Genomic DNA, 17,106 nt, shown 5'->3' on the forward strand with positions numbered 1-17,106 from the left:
GAAACCTGAAAAAGCGAAGCGCTCGCCTTTATCCCCGGATTTCTACTTCTGAAAAGTGAATCGATAAAATCTGGGGATAACAGCGATGGGAAGGTTGTTCTTTCATCGGAGTGTCAGTGTAATAAATCGTTATACACCAGAATACGCCATAAATCCGCCATCTACCGGGATGACTGTACCAGTGACAAAGCCGGACTGTCTTTCATCCGCAAGCCACATCAATGTGCCAAGCAGGTCTTCCGGTTTGCCAAAGCGGCGCATGGGTGTATGAGCAATAATTTTACTGGAACGTTCTGTTGGTGAGCCGTCTGGTTGTAGTAATAGATTACGGTTTTGCTCAGTCAGGAAAAACCCGGGTGCAATAGCATTGACACGAATTCCGGATTCGGCGAGATGAACGGCGAGCCACTGCGTGAAGTTGTTAATGGCTGCCTTCGCAGCGCTATATGCAGGAACTTTCGTCATGGGCGATGGGGCACTCATGGAAGAAATGTTAATGACAGTGGCAGGAACATCGCGCTCTATCATATGTCTTGCAAAGATCTGAGTAGGGATGAGGGAACCGACAAAATTCAGATCCATCACCTGACGAAACCCCTCTACACTTACATCGAAAAATGTAGTGACATCGCTCTTTTCCAGATCTTCCAATCTGAAAATTTCATTTGTAGTGTTGGCACTGGCGTTATTGCCACCCGCGCCATTGATCAGAATGTCGCATGGCCCAAGCTGTTCCAACACAGTATCTGCCGCCGCTTGCACACTATCGGCCTGGGTTACGTCACAGGCAATAGCAATCGCTCTGCCACCGGCAGCTTCAATTGCAGCTACTACTTCCTGCCCCTTGGACACAGTACGGTTCAAGATGGCTACACTTGCACCGTGCCGAGCGAGTTCTTCCGCCATGGAGCGGCATAGCACTCCGGCACCTCCAGTGATTACAGCCGTTCTGCCATTGAGACGAGATGAGCGTTCATATTGGTGTTCACTCATGCTTTTGCCCTCCTTTGCAGGGAATCCCAGACGCCCCAGAGATACATGATCCCCAAAGCCCGGTCATACAGTCCATAACCAGGTCGGCACTGTTCTCCCCAGAGATGACGACCGTGGTCGGGTCTTGCATAACCTTCATAACCGATATCGTGATAAGCCTCAACAACCCCCGCAATATCAACACTGCCATCCTGACTGCGATGTGAGGTTTCGATAAAGTCGCCGTTTTCGTAGATTTTGACATTACGAATGTGGGCAAATGGAATCCGATCCTTGAACTCGTGTATCATCCCGATAATGTCATTATCAGCATTCGCTCCCAAAGAGCCACTGCATAGTGTCACGCTGTTGTAAGGGCTATCATAAAGATTCAAATATTTCCGAACATTCTCCTGACTTGTAATAATCTTTGGTAATCCAAAAATTGGCCATGGCGGGTCATCCGGGTGGATGGCCATTCGAATCCCCAGCCGTTCGGCTGTAGGCATAATCTCTTGCAGGAAATAACGTGCGTGCTCCCACATATGATCCTCAGTTACATCCTTGTAGGCTTCGAACAGACCTGTTAAATACTGCAATCGTTCCGGTTCCCAGCCTGGCATGGTGAGTGCGGAGTTTTCCGTAATGCGTCGAACGAGTTCTAGAGGTTCTATATCTGCGAGTTTACTGTGCTCATAGAAGAGGGCAGTTGAGCCATCCTCCATTTCCTTGTGCATATCCGTGCGAAGCCAGTCGAAGATCGGCATAAAGTTGTAACAGATGACCTTCACACCAACTTGAGCCAGTTTCTCCATTGTTTTAATATAGTTGGCAATGTATTTATCCCTTGATGGCAGGCCCAACTTGATATCCTCATGGATGTTCACACTCTCAACGACATCCAGATGTAACCCGGCCTTGTCCGCTGCTGTTTTGACAGCGAGTATTTTGTCCATTGGCCATTCCTCGCCAGCAGGAACATCGTGCAGTGCCCACACAATACCTTCAACACCCGGAATCTGCCGGATATGATCCAGCGTTACCGTATCATTGCCTTCGCCGAACCAGCGAAAAACCATTCTCATCACGTTCACCTCATCATGAATAGTAGGAAGAAAAAATTCAGTCATTGAAAATAGGACGGATATGTATCCTGCAGGACAGCCAAATCGGTGACAGTTAAATGCAAGTGTTCCTGCATCAGTCGCTCTGCTGTGTCGGCATCATGCTGCTGAATGGCCTTGACCATAGACCGGTGCTGTTCAATCAGGTGATCCCACTGGTGGTCCGAGGACAGGCGTAACATGCGACTTCGATTCAAATGTACATTCATCTGCTGGATAACAGTCCAGGTGTTGCTTTTATTGCAGCCTGCAAAAAGAGTGCTATGGAATTCCTCATCCAATTGGAACATTCGTTCATCATCCGGTTTGACCCTGCATTCCTGTTGCCACGCAAGGTTCTGTTCAAGTGCCATCATCTGTTCGTTCGGAAAGTTCTCGCAGGCGAGCCTGATTACGGCTCGTTCGAGCTGTTCACGCATGAATCGTGCTTCCTCAACGAGATCGACCTGAATCAGAGAGACGTATGTGCCACGCTGTGGATACACTTCCAGCAGACCTTCCTGTGCAAGTCTTACAAAACTTTCTCGAACAGGTGTCCGGCTGACTTGGAACTCCAGCGAAATTTCCTTCTCAGAAATAGCTGTTCCCGGAGGCATTTTCAGACTCAAAATGAGTTGTTTCAGCGTGAAGTATACGACATCTCGCGTTGAGTAAGATTGCTTATTCATGGAAGACATACTACTCGCAACAGGCAACAAACCGGCTTTGGATGATAACTTTGGGGTATATTCCACAACTTCAACTCCTTCATTGACATACTACCATACTTGTATGGTAGTATGGAAGCGCTTTATCGGCATTATATTAAATTTAGTTGATGATTCACTTGCAGTTCAAGGTAATGGAGAGTAGAATTCAGTTTATAAGGTTCGAATGTTTAAACGAACAGACATCAAACAGAGAAAATATACGTAGAAATAATGAAGAAGAAATAGTATAGAGGTGAAACCATGGGACAAAAAGCAATTAGTGTTTTTCAAACCTGTATTCCGTTATTTCAGGTGTTAAGTGACAACCATCGTCAAGCCATTTTGCTGACACTCACCGAGAAGGGCAGAATGACCGTGAATGAAATTACCGAACAATCCAGCCTATCCCGGCCAGCTATATCTCATCATCTCAAGCTGTTGTTAGAGAAGGGGCTTATATCTGTGGAACAGAAGGGCACACAGCGTTATTATTCGGCTTCATTGAATGCATCGGTGGAACTGTTGAAGGAACTGGTAGCTGCTTTGGAAGAAGAGTGTCTGTAGATTAATCGTGACAAAACATGCTTTTGCATGTGCTTTATAGGTTCGTATGTTTAAACATTTAATCCATAATAAACAGAGGAGTATGTATATATTATGACAACGACGATACAGGAAGTAACCAGTCATGAAGTTGAACAGATTTTGGAGCAGCAACGACAGTTCTTTCGTTCCGGGGCCACAAGATCGGCAGAAGCTCGAATTGCCCGTCTGACCCAACTGAAGCAGGCCATTCAAAAGTACGAATCCAGACTGACAGAAGCTCTCTATCAGGATTTGGGCAAAAGTGAGTTCGAATCCTACACAACCGAGATCGGATTTATGATGGATAGCATCACACACACCATTCGTAAAGTGAATAAATGGGTGAAACCCGTTAAAGTGAAAACGCAAATGGCACTCCTGGGTTCGAAAAGTTATATCATACCCGAACCCTACGGGGCGGTTCTGATCATCGGACCGTTTAATTATCCATTTCAACTCTTAATCGAACCATTGGTAGGTGCTATTGCGGCAGGCAACACAGCCGTACTCAAAGCGTCAGAGAATACACCTGCGGTGTCCGCTGTTGTACGTGAGATGATTGCGAGCGTGTTCGAACCCTCATACGTACAAGTGCTTGATGGTGCAAAAGATACAACGACAGCGCTGATTAACGCGCCATTCGACTATATCTTTTTTACAGGCAGTGTACCGGTAGGCAAGATTGTGATGGAGGCAGCTGCCAAAAATCTCGTTCCTGTTACGTTAGAACTGGGAGGCAAAAGTCCGGTCATCGTTGATGAACAGGCGGATATCAAAGTAGCGGCCGAGCGCATTATATGGGGCAAACTGCTCAATACAGGACAGACCTGTATCGCACCCGATTATTTACTTGTGCATGAGCGCGTGAAGGAACCGTTAATTACGGAGATGAAGGCAGCAATCGTGTCTTTCTTTGGTTCGGATATCCAGCACAACAAGGACTATGGGCGAATCGTGAACAAGGGACATTTTAAACGTCTGACGAATTTGATTGAGCGGGATCAGGCCAAAGTGATATATGGGGGAGCTTCGGATGAGGAAGATCGTTTTATTGAACCTACACTGATTGATGCGGAGTCTTGGGATGCAGCGACGATGGAAGATGAGATTTTTGGACCGATTCTGCCGATCATTAGCTACCGTAACCTCGATGAAGCGATTGTAGAAATCGTAAAGCGGCCGAAACCACTCGCTTTGTATCTGTTTACTTCCGACACCCGGGTTCAGGACAAAGTGCTGCGCGAAGTTTCTTTTGGAGGCGGCTGCATTAACGATACCATCACACATGTAGCGAATCCACGTCTGCCGTTTGGCGGTGTTGGTCATTCTGGTGTTGGCTCGTATCATGGGCAGTACAGCTTCGAAACCTTCTCCCATCTGAAAAGTGTACTGAAAAAAAGCACCAAATTGAATCTGCCAATTCTATATCCACCGTATGATAACAAGCTGAAGTTGATTAAGCGTTTGTTGAAATAAAAAATAAGAAAGACAAACAGCCTGCTACTGGACTTCATTCCAGAGCAGGCTGTTCCTGTCGGTAACGGGATGGTGACATGCCGGACCAGCGCTTGAATTGACGACTGAAATGGGCAATATCCTTATAACCAAGCATGACGGCAATATTCTGAACGGACAGCTGCGGATTGCCCAGAAGAAGCTTCGCTTCATGCAAAACCAATTGGGACAATACAGCACGTGGAGACTGACCGAACACCTGCTTGAACACGCGATTACAGTGAGAAGAACTGATGCCCAGCTCTGCTGCAATATCATCAATGCCATAGTGACCATTCGATTCATGTCCCTGTTTGAATTGCTGACTCATCAGGCCTTGCAATCGATTACGAATCTGGTGGGCGAGTTCGATCTTTTCATGTCCGTCGGTAAACCATTGCGCTGCCTCTTGCGAGACCGCCTCCCACAGATGGCCAAATAGTTCGAATACTGCGGATTGCAGCTGCATACGCTGCACCATCGTATTTGTTGTTTCATCATCCGCAGATGACATCAATTTGCGTAAAACTGGCTCAATCTGCTGTGTAACCGGACTATCCGCGCTGAATCGTACTTGTTTGATGCGTGCCAACAACGATAGGAACAACTGATCATCAATATCAAAGTGCATACAAAAATACGTGAATCCCTTGCCGTTATGGCTCTGACTGGAATGAATGCTTCCCGGTGGAATCAGGAGCAGTTCGCCAGCCTTTTGAATATATAGGGTACCGTTCACCATCATGCGTTGCTCGCCTTCGGTAACATAATTCAGTTCATATTGAGGGTGCTCATGCGCCGGATAATCCCAGTCCGTACCAACACTCCGTAAATGAATGGCGAACAGATTGACCGTTGTTTGCACATCTGGATAAAAAACTTCATGGACACTTTCTCCCAAAGCAGGAGGTAAATACGTTGAAGACATGGGAGATCCCCCTTTATAGAGGTTGTTCAAAAATGTGTGATTTTGATTACGCACTAATATCAAATGGAATGATTATGTGTAACCGCTTTAATCCATTATAGTCTATCAGCTTGATTTGGGTAAATATCAGATTGATTTGATCATGGTCTGAGGTGGAACCACGTGTTAGGATGGGGCTAATGAAAACGTATGCAAACGATTTTGAGAGGGGTTATGATTCGTGAGCACATCGAAATCCATCTTTTATAATGCGCATCACGCACCGATCGGTGCTTTTGCGAGTTTCACACTGGGATACAAAGGAGCCAAAGGCGGGCTTGGTCTTGAGCTCGGCAAACCGGCAGACCAGAATGTATATATTGGATTACAATCTCGCGATGGAGGGAATTATCAGGCACTTCCTTTTTATGAAGCTTCCGAGGATGAGAGCAGCCGTTATGATGTAGAGAAGTTGGAGAATGGGGACCCGGCGTCGACAACAGCGACCCAAGTTCCACAACCTCTTATTACGGCTTTTCGCGATGAAGAGATTACCCGTGAATTCACCTCAGGTACGGATACGTGGACTGCTGGAGATCTGACGTTCCGTATCTACTCGCCTGTACGTCCAGTACCTGATCCAACGAATGGGGATCGTGAAGAATTAATGGATGCACTCGTACCTGCCGTATTGGTAGAGATGACGATTGACAATACGCAAGGTCAACAAGCACGTAAAGCCTATTTTGGCTATCAGGGCAATGATCCGTACTCTGCGATGCGTCTGATCGGGGGACCGGAGGGCGGTTCCATTACAGGTGTGGGACAAGGTCGACTTACAGCGATTATGTCGGCAGATGACGGACTGTGGCCAGCACGCGGATTTACGCTGGAGAAACTCTTGCAGGAGCAACATACGGATAATCTGGCATTTGGACTTGGCTCAACCGCTGCACTACTGATGGAGGTAGCGGCTGGAGAGAAACGCACGTATCAATTCGCCGTATGTTTCTATCGCGGGGGCATTGTGACGACCGGAATGGACACCATGTATTGGTATACGCGCTATTTCTCCGATATTCAGGCAGCAGGAGCGTATGCACTCCAACGCTTCAGTGAGTTGACTGCATCCTGTGGAGAGGTTGAACAGCGCCTTGGAACAGCGGCTTTGACCGAAGATCAATCATTCATGCTTGCTCATTCCATTCACAGCTATTATGCCAGTACCCAACTGCTGGATGCCGATGGCGAACCACTCTGGGTGGTGAACGAAGGGGAGTATCGGATGATGAACACACTTGATCTGACGGCTGATCAGTTGTACTTCGAGCTTGCCTTGAATCCATGGACGGTGCGTAATGAGCTGGAGTGGTTTGTGAAACGATACAGTTATACCGATCAGGTTCGTTTCCCGGGGGAAGAAAAGTTACATCCGGGCGGAATTACCTTTACCCATGATATGGGTGTTGCCAACGTGTTCTCACGCCCTGGACACTCGGCATATGAACTGGTTGGCATTGACGACTGCTTTTCACAGATGAGCCACGAGGAACTGGTGAACTGGCTCTGCTGCGCGACCGTATACATTGAACAGACACAGGATCAAGCATTTGTGAAAAACATGCTTCCTGTTATCCAGGATTGCTTCGAAAGTATGCTTAATCGTGACCATCCTAACGCGGAGCAGCGTAACGGTCTGATGGGTCTCGATAGCAGCCGTACCCAAGGTGGAGCAGAAATTACAACTTACGACAGCCTGGATGTGTCACTGGGTCAGTCTCGCAATAATATCTATCTGGCGGGTAAATGTTGGGCGGTCTATGTTGCATTGGAGAAGCTGTTCGCAACGGAGAAGTTGGCGGATCTGTCCCATCAAGCAGGGCTTCAGGCGGATCGCTGCGCAGCCAGTATTGCTGCACAGTTGACGGATGGCGGCTACATTCCAGCTGTTATTGCAGAAAATAATGATTCCAGAATCATTCCGGCGATTGAAGGTCTTGTATTCCCTTACTTTACAGGCTGTGAAGCAGCATTGGATGTCAATGGTCGTTTTGGACCTTATCTGAAAGCACTCCAAACTCATCTGATGACGGTTCTTGTACCGGGAACATGTATGTTCGAAGATGGTGGCTGGAAACTGTCCTCAACAAGCAATAACTCGTGGCTGAGCAAAATCTATCTGTCCCAGTTCATCGCTAGAGAGCTGCTGGGTGTGGAATGGAATGAGACAGGCAAGGCAGCAGACGCCGCTCATGTCAACTGGCTGCTGCATCCGGAGGAATCCTACTGGTGCTGGAGTGACCAGATCCTGTCTGGTGTAGCAGTTGGCAGCAAGTACTATCCGCGTGGTGTAACGTCGATTCTATGGCTACTCGAAGGAAAAGGGAATCGCCTTGCACAGATCTATGCTATCAAGGAGGCGGTACAATGAACCAATCTATCGTTCAATATGCTTTGTCAGGTCCACAGTATGATGCATGGCTGGGGTATCACTCCGAATTGCCAAAAGCGAATGGAATTGCCCGTAAGAATGCTCCTCCGTGGAGCAAGCGGATACTGGCGGAAGAGAAGCATGGAGTAATCACAACAGCGCTGACCGAACTTACACGGGGACTGGAGAAGCTGTATGGCGTGAAACCGACAGTCAGTCAGCTGTCTGATGCTCAGCAAAGTGAGCGGCACAATCACGATTCCGATCCCGCCATACGAATCGGTACTTGGACAGGGAGCGATTCGGTGGCTGCGTCGTTCAGTGAGACAGAACGTTCTGCTGTTCAAGGAGAAGGGTACATCATTCGTGAGAGCGAGGGTGTGCTGGTCATTGGTTCAGAGACTCCCCAAGGTGTATTGTATGGTGCATTCCATCTGCTTCGGGAACTGACAATGGATCAAGGAAGTGCAAGTGAGGCGGATGTCGCTGTGAGTAAATGGAGTTTCATTACAGAGCAGCCAACCAATGCGCTACGGATGATTAATCAGTGGGATAACGTGGACGGCAGCATTGAGCGTGGTTACGCAGGAGAATCCATTTTCTATGATAACGGGGAATTCACGCTGGACTTGGGACGCATCAGGGATTACGCACGTTTGCTCGCTTCCACAGGGATCAATGCTATATCGATCAATAACGTCAATGTACACCGCCGTGAGAGTCTGTTTCTGACTGAACGTTATCTTAGTGATGTGGCGAAGGTTGCCGCTGAATTCAGAGCGTATGGTATTCGATTGTTCCTGAGCGCCAACTACGCGAGTCCAATTGAGATTGGTGGATTACGTACGGCTGATCCGCTGGATGCGCAGGTACGGGAATGGTGGAACATGCAAACGGCCAAGGTGTACGCAGCCATTCCGGATTTTGGCGGTTACCTGATCAAGGCAGACTCCGAGAATCGTCCGGGACCGTTCACGTATAACCGTGATCATGCCGATGGTGCGAACATGCTGGCTGAAGCCCTTAGGCCTTTCGGTGGATTGGTCATCTGGCGTTGCTTCGTCTATAACTGCAAGCAGGACTGGCGGGACCGTTCCACTGACCGTGCACGTGCAGCTTATGACCACTTTACGCCGCTGGATGGGCGTTTTGCCGAAAATGTCATTTTGCAGATCAAGAACGGGCCGATGGACTTTCAGGTGAGGGAGGCGGTATCCCCGCTGTTCGGAGCCATGGAAAATACGAATCAGGTGATTGAATTTCAGATCACACAGGAGTATACCGGGCAACAACGTCATCTCTGTTATCTGGTTCCCCAGTGGAAAGAAGTATTGGACTTTGACACATACGCCAAAGGCGAAGGTTCAGAGATCAAGCGCATTGCGGATGGTTCTCTGTATAAACGACCTCACAGCGGCTTCGCCGCAGTATCCAATATTGGTGCAGATGCCTGTTGGACAGGACATCCACTCGCGCAGGCGAATTTATATGGATATGGAAGACTTGCGTGGAACCCGGAGCTGTCCGCGGAAGAAATTGCCGATGAGTGGGTGAGACTCACATTTGGACATGAAGACGAAGTTGTGCGGCAAGTTACGGATATGCTTTTGACATCACTAGATATCTATGAGAATTACACTGCGCCTCTCGGTGTGGGTTGGATGGTTAATCCGGAACATCATTACGGGCCGAATGTAGATGGGTATGAGTATTCCAAATGGGGAACGTATCACTTTGCCGATTGTCATGGCATTGGTGTAGATCGAACCGTGAACAGCGGTACAGGATATACCTCACAGTATCACCCTGAGAATGCTGATCGTTATGAGTCCGTAGACACCTGTCCGGATGAGTTGATCTTATTTTTCCATCACGTGCCGTACACCCATGTTCTGCATTCGGGTAAAACGGTCATTCAGCATATTTATGATACACACTTTGAAGGTGTTGCGCAGGCGGAGGCGTTAGCCGAGACATGGAGAGGGCTGGAGGGCAAAATCGACCCGGTCATTTTCAGTAAAGTTGCTTCATTACAGGACAACCAGGCCGAACATGCGAAGGAATGGCGGGACATGATCAATACGTACTTTTATCGCAAGAGCGGCATTGCGGATGAACAAGGCAGAACAATCTATTGATTGGTGATGTGAAGAAAGAAGATACCTTGTTATCTTTGATGTACAATAGACAGCATGGACATACATGAGGAGGAGAACCGTATGGGACAACATCAACTGCCCGAGACGATGAAGGCCGCTGTCATGACAGAGCCAGGACACATTATTATTGAGGAACAACCCGTCCCGCAACCGGCAGCGGATGAGGTGTTAATCCAGGTGATGGCAGTCGGGGTGTGTGGCTCGGATGTGCATTATTTTGAACATGGACGCATTGGCAGATTTGTGGTGGAGAAACCGATCATTTTGGGACATGAGTGTGCGGGGATTATTGCTGCTGTTGGCTCGAACGTATCACGTCTGAAAACAGGGGATCGGGTTGCTATTGAGCCTGGCGTGACTTGCGGACGCTGCATGGCATGTAAGGAAGGTCGTTATAACCTGTGTCCGGATGTACAATTTCTGGCGACCCCTCCGGTGGATGGGGCATTTGTACAATACATGGTGATGCGTGAAGATATGGTATTCCCGATCCCGGATCATCTGTCTTATGAGGAAGCAGCTATGAACGAGCCATTCTCCGTTGGTATTCACGCTGCACGCCGCAGCAAACTGGCTCCGGGTACAACCCTGGCGATTATGGGCATGGGTCCCGTTGGACTCATGGCCGTGGCTGCTGCCAAATCTTTCGGTGTAGAGAAGATCATAGTAACGGATCTGGAGGATGTTAGGCTGGAAGCAGCTCGCCGCATGGGTGCCACGCATACCATTAATGTGCGGAATGAAGATGCGCTGGCTGTGATTCGCGAGTTAACAGGTGGTGTGGGTGTGGATACCGCATGGGAAACAGCGGGGAATCCCAAGGCGCTACAATCTGCTCTGTATTCACTTCGACGTGGAGGGAAACTTGCGATTGTGGGCCTGCCTGCACAGGACGAGATCGCACTCAATGTTCCATTTATTGCGGACAATGAAGTTGATATCTATGGCATATTCCGTTATGCCAATACGTATCCGGCAGGAATTGAGTTCCTGAGCTCCGGCCAGCATGACGTGATGTCCCTTATTACAGATCGTTATCCACTTGAAGAGACACAGCAAGCGATGGAGCGCGCATTACACAATAAAAGCGGCAGTCTGAAGGTCATGGTATATCCGAACGGTATGTAAGAACAACCTGGAAGAGTCCTGCGGTATAGGACTCTTTTTTTGTTTTTTTTTGCAAAAAAGTATGGGTCAAGCTCCCATAACATGGTATAATTCATGAAGATTTTAATATATAAATGGATACACACCATATTGGTGAATAAGTACTTAGCGAAAGGAACTGAAGGTTGTGAGAGTACATGAATTTATGATACACGCTGATTTTCATCGGGATGATCTGATGTCGGTATCTTCTCAAGCGTCGCGTTTTTCCTCGGATATTATTTTGTCGTATATGGAGTCTGAGCATGAGCATCGTGTAGATGTCAAAAGCCTGCTTGGAATGGCGTTACTACCCATTCGATATGGTAGTGTTGTCAGATTACAGACAAGAGGCAGGGATGAACTGGAGGCTTTGGAGTACATGTTGAATGTACTGGAGAAAGGGACGGCGTGACACCTGATTAGGTGTAAAATCACAGATATCATAATTTTTTTAGCTATTCCTCAAATCCTGCTGGTACTTTGTCCGAAAAAAGAGTATAATAAAATGTAGTTTGATTCTAAAGAAGTACCCATATTAAAGGAGTGTAAATAGATTATGCCAAAAGTTGACATCCATCCAAAGACACAACTCGTAATTTTTTACGATGCAAGTGCTGATTTCAAATTCCTGAGTTCTTCCACGAAGTTCTCTAACGAAACTATGGAATGGGAAGACGGTAACTCTTACCCAGTAATCCGTGTGGACACTAGTTCCGCATCCCACCCGTTCTTCACTGGTAAACAAAGAAACGTGGATATCGGTGGCCGTGTTGATAAATTTAACCGTAAATACAACATCAACAAATAAGTTTGTCCATACATTACAAGAAAACCTCGGGATTTGTCCTGAGGTTTTTTTGTGTACATATTCAGGGTAAAACCTTGTGATTTTTAATTAATATTTGTAACTATATAAATTGAACTAAACATTTACACAAAACGGAGAGGACAGAAAGAACCTGAAGAAGCGTAGCGTTCGCCTACAAGCTTTCTGCAAGAAAGCTACATCGGAAGCATAAGCTATCCCCGGATTTACCCCTTTTATAGAAGGAATCAAAAAAATCTGGGGATAACAGCGATCGGAAGGTTGTTCTGTCATCGAAGTGACCAGTGTAAATATTCTTTAGTTCAATTTATATAGAGATAACCATCTGATTAAAAATTAATTCAACCAATTATTGCGCTTACAACACATTCGGATGTACACTAGGAAACGAGTACGAACATATTGGAGGAGGAAATAGAGATGAGCAGCATCACACATATGGTAACGTTTACACTTTACGCGGGTAAAGATACACCAGAGGCCGAAGCCTTTTTGAAGGAAAGTTCGGATGCACTGGCTGTCATTCCTGGCGTAGAGCAATTTCAGGTTCTGAAACAGGTAAGTGAGAAGAATGAGTTTGACTACAGCTTCTCGATGGTCTTTGCGGATCAGGCTGCGTATGATGCATACAACAATCACCCGGTTCACCGTCAATATGTAGAAGAGCGTTGGGAAAAGGAAGTCAGTCGCTTCCAGGAAATTGATCTTATTCAACATCATAATTAATAGTTTCCACATAGAGGAAAAAAACTTGAACTACCATATACAGCATTGAACAATGCTGTATATCTCTCTGAATAATGCGTAAATAATGAACAAAAATACCTTATTTTCGAAATCGTTTTCGAATCGAATGAAATTTAAGGAGGTTTTCGCTGTTATGCAATTGGATCTCTCAGGAAAAACGGCTCTGGTTACAGGCGCAACCGGACAACTGGGGAGAGTCATCGCCCGCACGTTGGCAGCCTGTGGCGCCAATCTGGCTCTACATTACATAAATAATGATACCAAGGCTCGGGAGCTTCAAGGTGAGATTGATGCACTCGGTCGTAAGGCTGTAATTGTACAGGGGGATATTACCAAGCAGGATACGGCATTTCGGATGCGTGATGAAATTCAGCCTGTCCTCGGCGGTGTGGATATCGTTGTTGCCAATGCGGTCATTCAATATGAATGGACAACGGTGTTGGAACAGTCTCCTGAAGATTACTTGAGCCAGTTTGAATCCTGTGTCATGCAGAGTGTGTATCTTGCCAAAGCTTTCATACCACATATGCAAAACGTCAGATCCGGGCGGTTCATTGGCATTAATACCGAATGTGCGATGCAAAACTTCGCTCACCAATCGGCCTACACCGCTGGTAAACGTGGAATGGATGGCGTATATCGCGTGCTGGCCAAGGAGGTTGGCGAGTATCAGATTACCGTGAACCAGGTAGCACCTGGATGGACAATTAGCGAACGTGACCGCTCCAGTGAGCCTGGACATGATGAGGCATATACGCGGACTGTACCACTCAAACGCAGGGGTGAAGATCAGGAAATCGCCAATGCGGTAGCTTTTCTCGCTTCGGATCTGTCCTCATTTATCACGGGTGCCTATATCCCGGTAAGTGGTGGCAATGTGATGCCTGCCATCTAGTGTACGCTTGGGATTCGGGAATTCACATGAAATAACAAATAAACCTAGTTTAACTGTAATCCGTTTGTCATTTGACAAACGGATTTTTTGGCATTTTTGTTGTGGCTGGAATAAAGGTTTAAGGGGCCGGTTTGTTTCATATATCCAGACATACATATTGGGTTGGTTCGGTTTTCAGAAGATTGGGGTATAAGAATAGGTATATTAACCGAGTGGAAACATAATCAAAATGAGCAATTAAAGGAGACCCACCTATTATGAAAAAAACAGTCGCGGACGTTCTGGTTGAATCCTTATTGAACGCTGGCATCAAACGCATATATGGCATTGTTGGAGACTCCTTGAATGCGGTACTCGACTCCATTCGTCGTTCGGGGAAGATCGAGTGGATTCATGTACGGCATGAAGAAGTAGCTGCATTTGCTGCCGGGGCGGACGCTCAGGTCAGTGGAAGTATCGCAGTCTGCGCAGGTAGCAGTGGTCCTGGTAATATGCATCTGATCAATGGTCTGTACGATTGCCACCGCAATCGTGTTCCTGTACTCGCCATCGCTGCGCATATCCCAAGTGACGAGATTGGCAGTGAATATTTTCAAGCGACCCATCCGGAGTATCTGTTCCAGGAATGTAGCGATTATTGTGAAGTCATTACAACAGCAAAACAGATGCCGCGTTCTCTGACGATGGCCATTCAGACAGCAGTGGCACGTTCAGGTGTGTCCGTCGTTGTATTGCCGGGGGATGTAGCAGGACTTGAAGCAGCGGATCTGCCTGTACCTGAGCACGTGTATCATGCGACTAATCCAGTGGTACATCCTTCTGAGCCTGAACTTGTGAAACTGGCGGAATATCTGAATCAAGGCAAAAAAATTACCTTATTGTGCGGTGCAGGCTGCGCGGGCGCTCGGGAGCCCCTTATGCAACTCTGTGATCGTTTGAAATCCCCGATGGTTATTGCGCTACGAGGCAAGGAATATTTGGAGTATGAGAACCCTTATTCCGTGGGTCTTACGGGTCTAATTGGGTATTCATCCGGTTATCATGCCATGATGGACTGTGATGTACTATTAATGCTGGGGACGGATTTCCCATATCGTCAATTCTATCCGGAAGATGCGAAAGTCCTTCAGGTCGACATTCAATCTTCCCATCTGGGTCGGCGCACGAAGCTGGATTACGGCGTATGTGGGGATGTAAAAGCGACCATTGAAACCTTGCTTCCTTATCTGACAGAGGAACACAGTGACAAACATCTGCGTAAAAGTGTGGATCGTTATGTGAAAGTACGTAAAGATCTGGACGAGCTGGCCGTTGGAAAACCGGGTAAAAAGCCCATCCATCCGCAGTACCTGACCAAAGTCATTAGTGATGCCGCAGCTGAAAATGCCATCTTCACCTGTGATGTCGGTACGCCGACAGTATGGGCGGCCCGTTATATCGAGATGAGCCGCAACCGCAGGCTACTCGGTTCATTCAGTCATGGTACGATGGCAAACGCTTTGCCACAGGCAATTGGCGCTCAGGTCGCTGATCCGGGCAGACAAGTCATCTCGTTGTCGGGTGATGGTGGTATTACGATGCTGATGGGTGATCTGTTGACACTGAAACAGCATAATCTGCCGATCAAAGTTGTGGTGTTTAATAATGGGGCACTCGGTTTTGTTGAGCTGGAGATGAAAGCTGCCGGATTCCTGGAATCGGGAACAGAGCTTGTCAATCCCAACTTTGCGATGGTTGCTCAAGCCATGGGCATGGAAGGTATTCGGGTTGAGGATCCGGATGAACTGGAAGGAGCTGTGCAGCGTGCGCTTCAGCATGACGGTCCTGTGTTGATTGATGTGGTGGTGAATCGTCAGGAATTGTCTTTGCCTCCGAAGATTGATATCAAACAGGCGGAAGGATTCACCTTATGGATGATGAAAGCTGTGCTCAACGGACGCGGTGACGAAATTATTGAATTGGCAAAAACGAATTTGCTGCGTTAAAGTGTTTTGATAAGCGGATATGCACCATTTGAAGTTGTAGAGATACTGACTTAAAAGATATTGTATATGTAAAAGAGGAGCATGCAACAAGGAGTAATAGTTGTATGCTCCTTCAATAAAAATGCTGAAAATGTGACGCGTGATATAGTATGAATGCATATTATATGATTTGTTTTTATGTCGAAAGTCTATTAGAATAGGTAAAGTCAAGAAGGTTTTATGCCATTTTTGTTCTACATATTGCATCATTGCATGTAAGTACGTTTCATATCGTATTCATCGATCCAATCACAAGATGACACATACACATGGAGGAGATCAACATGAGTCACGCAGGAAAAGTAGCCATTATCACTGGAGCAGGAAGTGGATTGGGCCAAGCAGCGGCGCTAAAGCTGGCTGAGAAGGGCGCATCCATTGTCGTCGTGGATCTTGTCGAAGAGACAGGTCGTGAAACGGTTAAGCAGATTGAGAAGCTGGGAAGTAAAGCTATTTTTGTAAAGGCAGATGTGAGTAAAGCACCTGAAGTTGAGAATTATGTGAAAAGAGCAGTCGAAGAGTTCGGACGAATCGACATGTTCTTTAATAATGCAGGTATTGCCGGTCCTGGGATCAAGTTGATTGAACATACGATCGAGCAGTTTGACCAGATTATTGATATTAACCTGAGAAGTGTATTCTACGGGTTGAAGTATGTGATTACGGAAATGCTCAAAACAGGGGGGGGTTCCATTGTGAACACGGCCTCCACAGCTGGTATTGTTGGGGTACCCGCAGTTGCACCTTACGCAGCAACCAAACATGGTGTGGTTGGCTTGACGCGTACTGCTGCAATTGAATATGGCAAGGACAACATTCGTGTAAATGCGATTGCTCCAGGTACAATTGAGACGCCGATGGTCATTCAGTTCGGTAAAGACAACCCTGAAGTGTTCAAGGCAACCGTTGATAGCATTCCATCCGGACGTCTGGGAAGACCTGAAGAGATTGCTAACCTGGTTTCCTTCCTGCTTGGAGATGAAGCGCCGTATATCAATGGTGCAGTATATCCGATCGATGGTGCAGTTACGGCCCAATAAGAGTTCTGCTTATCCTTAATAGAATAGTCGTTAAAATGTTTAAAGAGAGGCCTCTGTATGCATA

The 17,106-nt window shown here is 47.0% G+C and carries 15 protein-coding genes; 11 read left to right on the forward strand and 4 right to left on the reverse strand.

The features are described 5' to 3' along the window. Positions 1–129: 129 nt before the first annotated feature. Genes IFU39_RS03090 through IFU39_RS03100 form a run of 3 tightly spaced genes read right to left on the reverse strand, consistent with a single transcriptional unit; the run spans position 130 to position 2,773 of the window. Positions 130–993, reverse strand: a complete 864-nt coding sequence (locus IFU39_RS03090) for an SDR family oxidoreductase (protein ID WP_192131206.1) — start codon at positions 991–993, stop codon at positions 130–132. Beyond that, a complete protein-coding gene (uxuA, locus tag IFU39_RS03095) occupies positions 990–2,057 on the reverse strand; it encodes a mannonate dehydratase (protein WP_017688206.1) in 1,068 nt (355 codons plus the stop codon). The genes IFU39_RS03090 and uxuA overlap by 4 nt, the downstream gene beginning before the upstream one ends. A 41-nt stretch (positions 2,058–2,098) precedes the next feature. Beyond that, a complete protein-coding gene (locus IFU39_RS03100; RefSeq protein WP_091019605.1) occupies positions 2,099–2,773 on the reverse strand; it encodes a GntR family transcriptional regulator in 675 nt (224 codons plus the stop codon). A 273-nt stretch (positions 2,774–3,046) separates the two neighbouring features. Between IFU39_RS03100 and IFU39_RS03105 the strand changes: the two genes are divergently transcribed. Together IFU39_RS03105 and IFU39_RS03110 are read left to right on the forward strand one after the other, a co-directional pair. Further along, a complete protein-coding gene (locus IFU39_RS03105) occupies positions 3,047–3,349 on the forward strand; it encodes an ArsR/SmtB family transcription factor (RefSeq protein WP_076331658.1) in 303 nt (100 codons plus the stop codon). Between the two features lie 93 nt (positions 3,350–3,442). After that, positions 3,443–4,846, forward strand: coding sequence for an aldehyde dehydrogenase (locus tag IFU39_RS03110; protein WP_091019444.1), 1,404 nt, complete (start codon positions 3,443–3,445; stop codon positions 4,844–4,846). Positions 4,847–4,880: 34 nt separating this feature from the next. Here IFU39_RS03110 and IFU39_RS03115 read toward each other — a convergent pair whose 3' ends face one another. Then, on the reverse strand, positions 4,881–5,792 hold the full coding sequence (locus tag IFU39_RS03115; protein ID WP_105599034.1) for an AraC family transcriptional regulator: 912 nt from the start codon (positions 5,790–5,792) through the stop codon (positions 4,881–4,883). A gap of 220 nt (positions 5,793–6,012) precedes the next feature. On the opposite strand from IFU39_RS03115, the gene IFU39_RS03120 reads away from it, so the two are divergent. From IFU39_RS03120 to IFU39_RS03160, 9 genes are all read left to right on the forward strand, one after another. Continuing rightward, positions 6,013–8,202 carry a glycoside hydrolase family 52 protein gene (locus tag IFU39_RS03120; RefSeq protein ID WP_192131209.1) on the forward strand — a complete coding sequence of 730 codons (2,190 nt, stop codon included), beginning with the start codon at positions 6,013–6,015 and terminating at the stop codon, positions 8,200–8,202. After that, positions 8,199–10,340 carry an alpha-glucuronidase family glycosyl hydrolase gene (locus IFU39_RS03125; protein ID WP_192131211.1) on the forward strand — a complete coding sequence of 714 codons (2,142 nt, stop codon included), beginning with the start codon at positions 8,199–8,201 and terminating at the stop codon, positions 10,338–10,340. Before IFU39_RS03120 ends, IFU39_RS03125 begins: the two co-directional genes overlap by 4 nt. An 81-nt stretch (positions 10,341–10,421) precedes the next feature. Continuing rightward, positions 10,422–11,489 carry an NAD(P)-dependent alcohol dehydrogenase gene (locus IFU39_RS03130; RefSeq protein ID WP_192131213.1) on the forward strand — a complete coding sequence of 356 codons (1,068 nt, stop codon included), beginning with the start codon at positions 10,422–10,424 and terminating at the stop codon, positions 11,487–11,489. Between the two features lie 184 nt (positions 11,490–11,673). Next, positions 11,674–11,922 (forward strand): HPr family phosphocarrier protein, encoded by a 249-nt coding sequence (locus tag IFU39_RS03135; RefSeq protein WP_017688214.1) that lies wholly within the window; start codon positions 11,674–11,676, stop codon positions 11,920–11,922. Positions 11,923–12,066: 144 nt separating this feature from the next. Then, positions 12,067–12,318: a type B 50S ribosomal protein L31 gene (locus IFU39_RS03140; protein ID WP_062834756.1), complete on the forward strand. Its 252-nt coding sequence runs from the start codon at positions 12,067–12,069 to the stop codon at positions 12,316–12,318. Positions 12,319–12,756: 438 nt separating this feature from the next. Next, positions 12,757–13,062, forward strand: coding sequence for a Dabb family protein (locus IFU39_RS03145; RefSeq protein ID WP_076317704.1), 306 nt, complete (start codon positions 12,757–12,759; stop codon positions 13,060–13,062). A 154-nt stretch (positions 13,063–13,216) separates the two neighbouring features. Further along, positions 13,217–13,978 carry an SDR family NAD(P)-dependent oxidoreductase gene (locus tag IFU39_RS03150; protein WP_192131215.1) on the forward strand — a complete coding sequence of 254 codons (762 nt, stop codon included), beginning with the start codon at positions 13,217–13,219 and terminating at the stop codon, positions 13,976–13,978. 257 nt (positions 13,979–14,235) lie between these two features. Further along, positions 14,236–15,963, forward strand: coding sequence for a ubiquinone-dependent pyruvate dehydrogenase (poxB, locus tag IFU39_RS03155; protein ID WP_192131217.1), 1,728 nt, complete (start codon positions 14,236–14,238; stop codon positions 15,961–15,963). Positions 15,964–16,286: 323 nt separating this feature from the next. Next, positions 16,287–17,042, forward strand: a complete 756-nt coding sequence (locus IFU39_RS03160; RefSeq protein ID WP_192131219.1) for an SDR family NAD(P)-dependent oxidoreductase — start codon at positions 16,287–16,289, stop codon at positions 17,040–17,042. Positions 17,043–17,106: the final 64 nt, after the last annotated feature.

The sequence above is a fragment of the Paenibacillus sp. CFBP 13594 genome (genome assembly GCF_014842675.1).
GTDB classification, from domain to species: Bacteria; Bacillota; Bacilli; order Paenibacillales; family Paenibacillaceae; genus Paenibacillus; species Paenibacillus amylolyticus_B.

What these genes read in the sequence shown, in the direction of transcription:
- IFU39_RS03090 (WP_192131206.1), bottom strand. Translation starts at nt 993, where the DNA reads ATGAGTGAACACCAATATGAACGCTCATCTCGTCTCAATGGCAGAACG.
- uxuA (WP_017688206.1), bottom strand. Translation starts at nt 2,057, where the DNA reads ATGAGAATGGTTTTTCGCTGGTTCGGCGAAGGCAATGATACGGTAACG.
- IFU39_RS03100 (WP_091019605.1), bottom strand. Translation starts at nt 2,773, where the DNA reads ATGTCTTCCATGAATAAGCAATCTTACTCAACGCGAGATGTCGTATAC.
- IFU39_RS03105 (WP_076331658.1), top strand. Translation starts at nt 3,047, where the DNA reads ATGGGACAAAAAGCAATTAGTGTTTTTCAAACCTGTATTCCGTTATTT.
- IFU39_RS03110 (WP_091019444.1), top strand. Translation starts at nt 3,443, where the DNA reads ATGACAACGACGATACAGGAAGTAACCAGTCATGAAGTTGAACAGATT.
- IFU39_RS03115 (WP_105599034.1), bottom strand. Translation starts at nt 5,792, where the DNA reads ATGTCTTCAACGTATTTACCTCCTGCTTTGGGAGAAAGTGTCCATGAA.
- IFU39_RS03125 (WP_192131211.1), top strand. Translation starts at nt 8,199, where the DNA reads ATGAACCAATCTATCGTTCAATATGCTTTGTCAGGTCCACAGTATGAT.
- IFU39_RS03130 (WP_192131213.1), top strand. Translation starts at nt 10,422, where the DNA reads ATGGGACAACATCAACTGCCCGAGACGATGAAGGCCGCTGTCATGACA.
- IFU39_RS03135 (WP_017688214.1), top strand. Translation starts at nt 11,674, where the DNA reads ATGATACACGCTGATTTTCATCGGGATGATCTGATGTCGGTATCTTCT.
- IFU39_RS03140 (WP_062834756.1), top strand. Translation starts at nt 12,067, where the DNA reads ATGCCAAAAGTTGACATCCATCCAAAGACACAACTCGTAATTTTTTAC.
- IFU39_RS03145 (WP_076317704.1), top strand. Translation starts at nt 12,757, where the DNA reads ATGAGCAGCATCACACATATGGTAACGTTTACACTTTACGCGGGTAAA.
- IFU39_RS03150 (WP_192131215.1), top strand. Translation starts at nt 13,217, where the DNA reads ATGCAATTGGATCTCTCAGGAAAAACGGCTCTGGTTACAGGCGCAACC.
- poxB (WP_192131217.1), top strand. Translation starts at nt 14,236, where the DNA reads ATGAAAAAAACAGTCGCGGACGTTCTGGTTGAATCCTTATTGAACGCT.
- IFU39_RS03160 (WP_192131219.1), top strand. Translation starts at nt 16,287, where the DNA reads ATGAGTCACGCAGGAAAAGTAGCCATTATCACTGGAGCAGGAAGTGGA.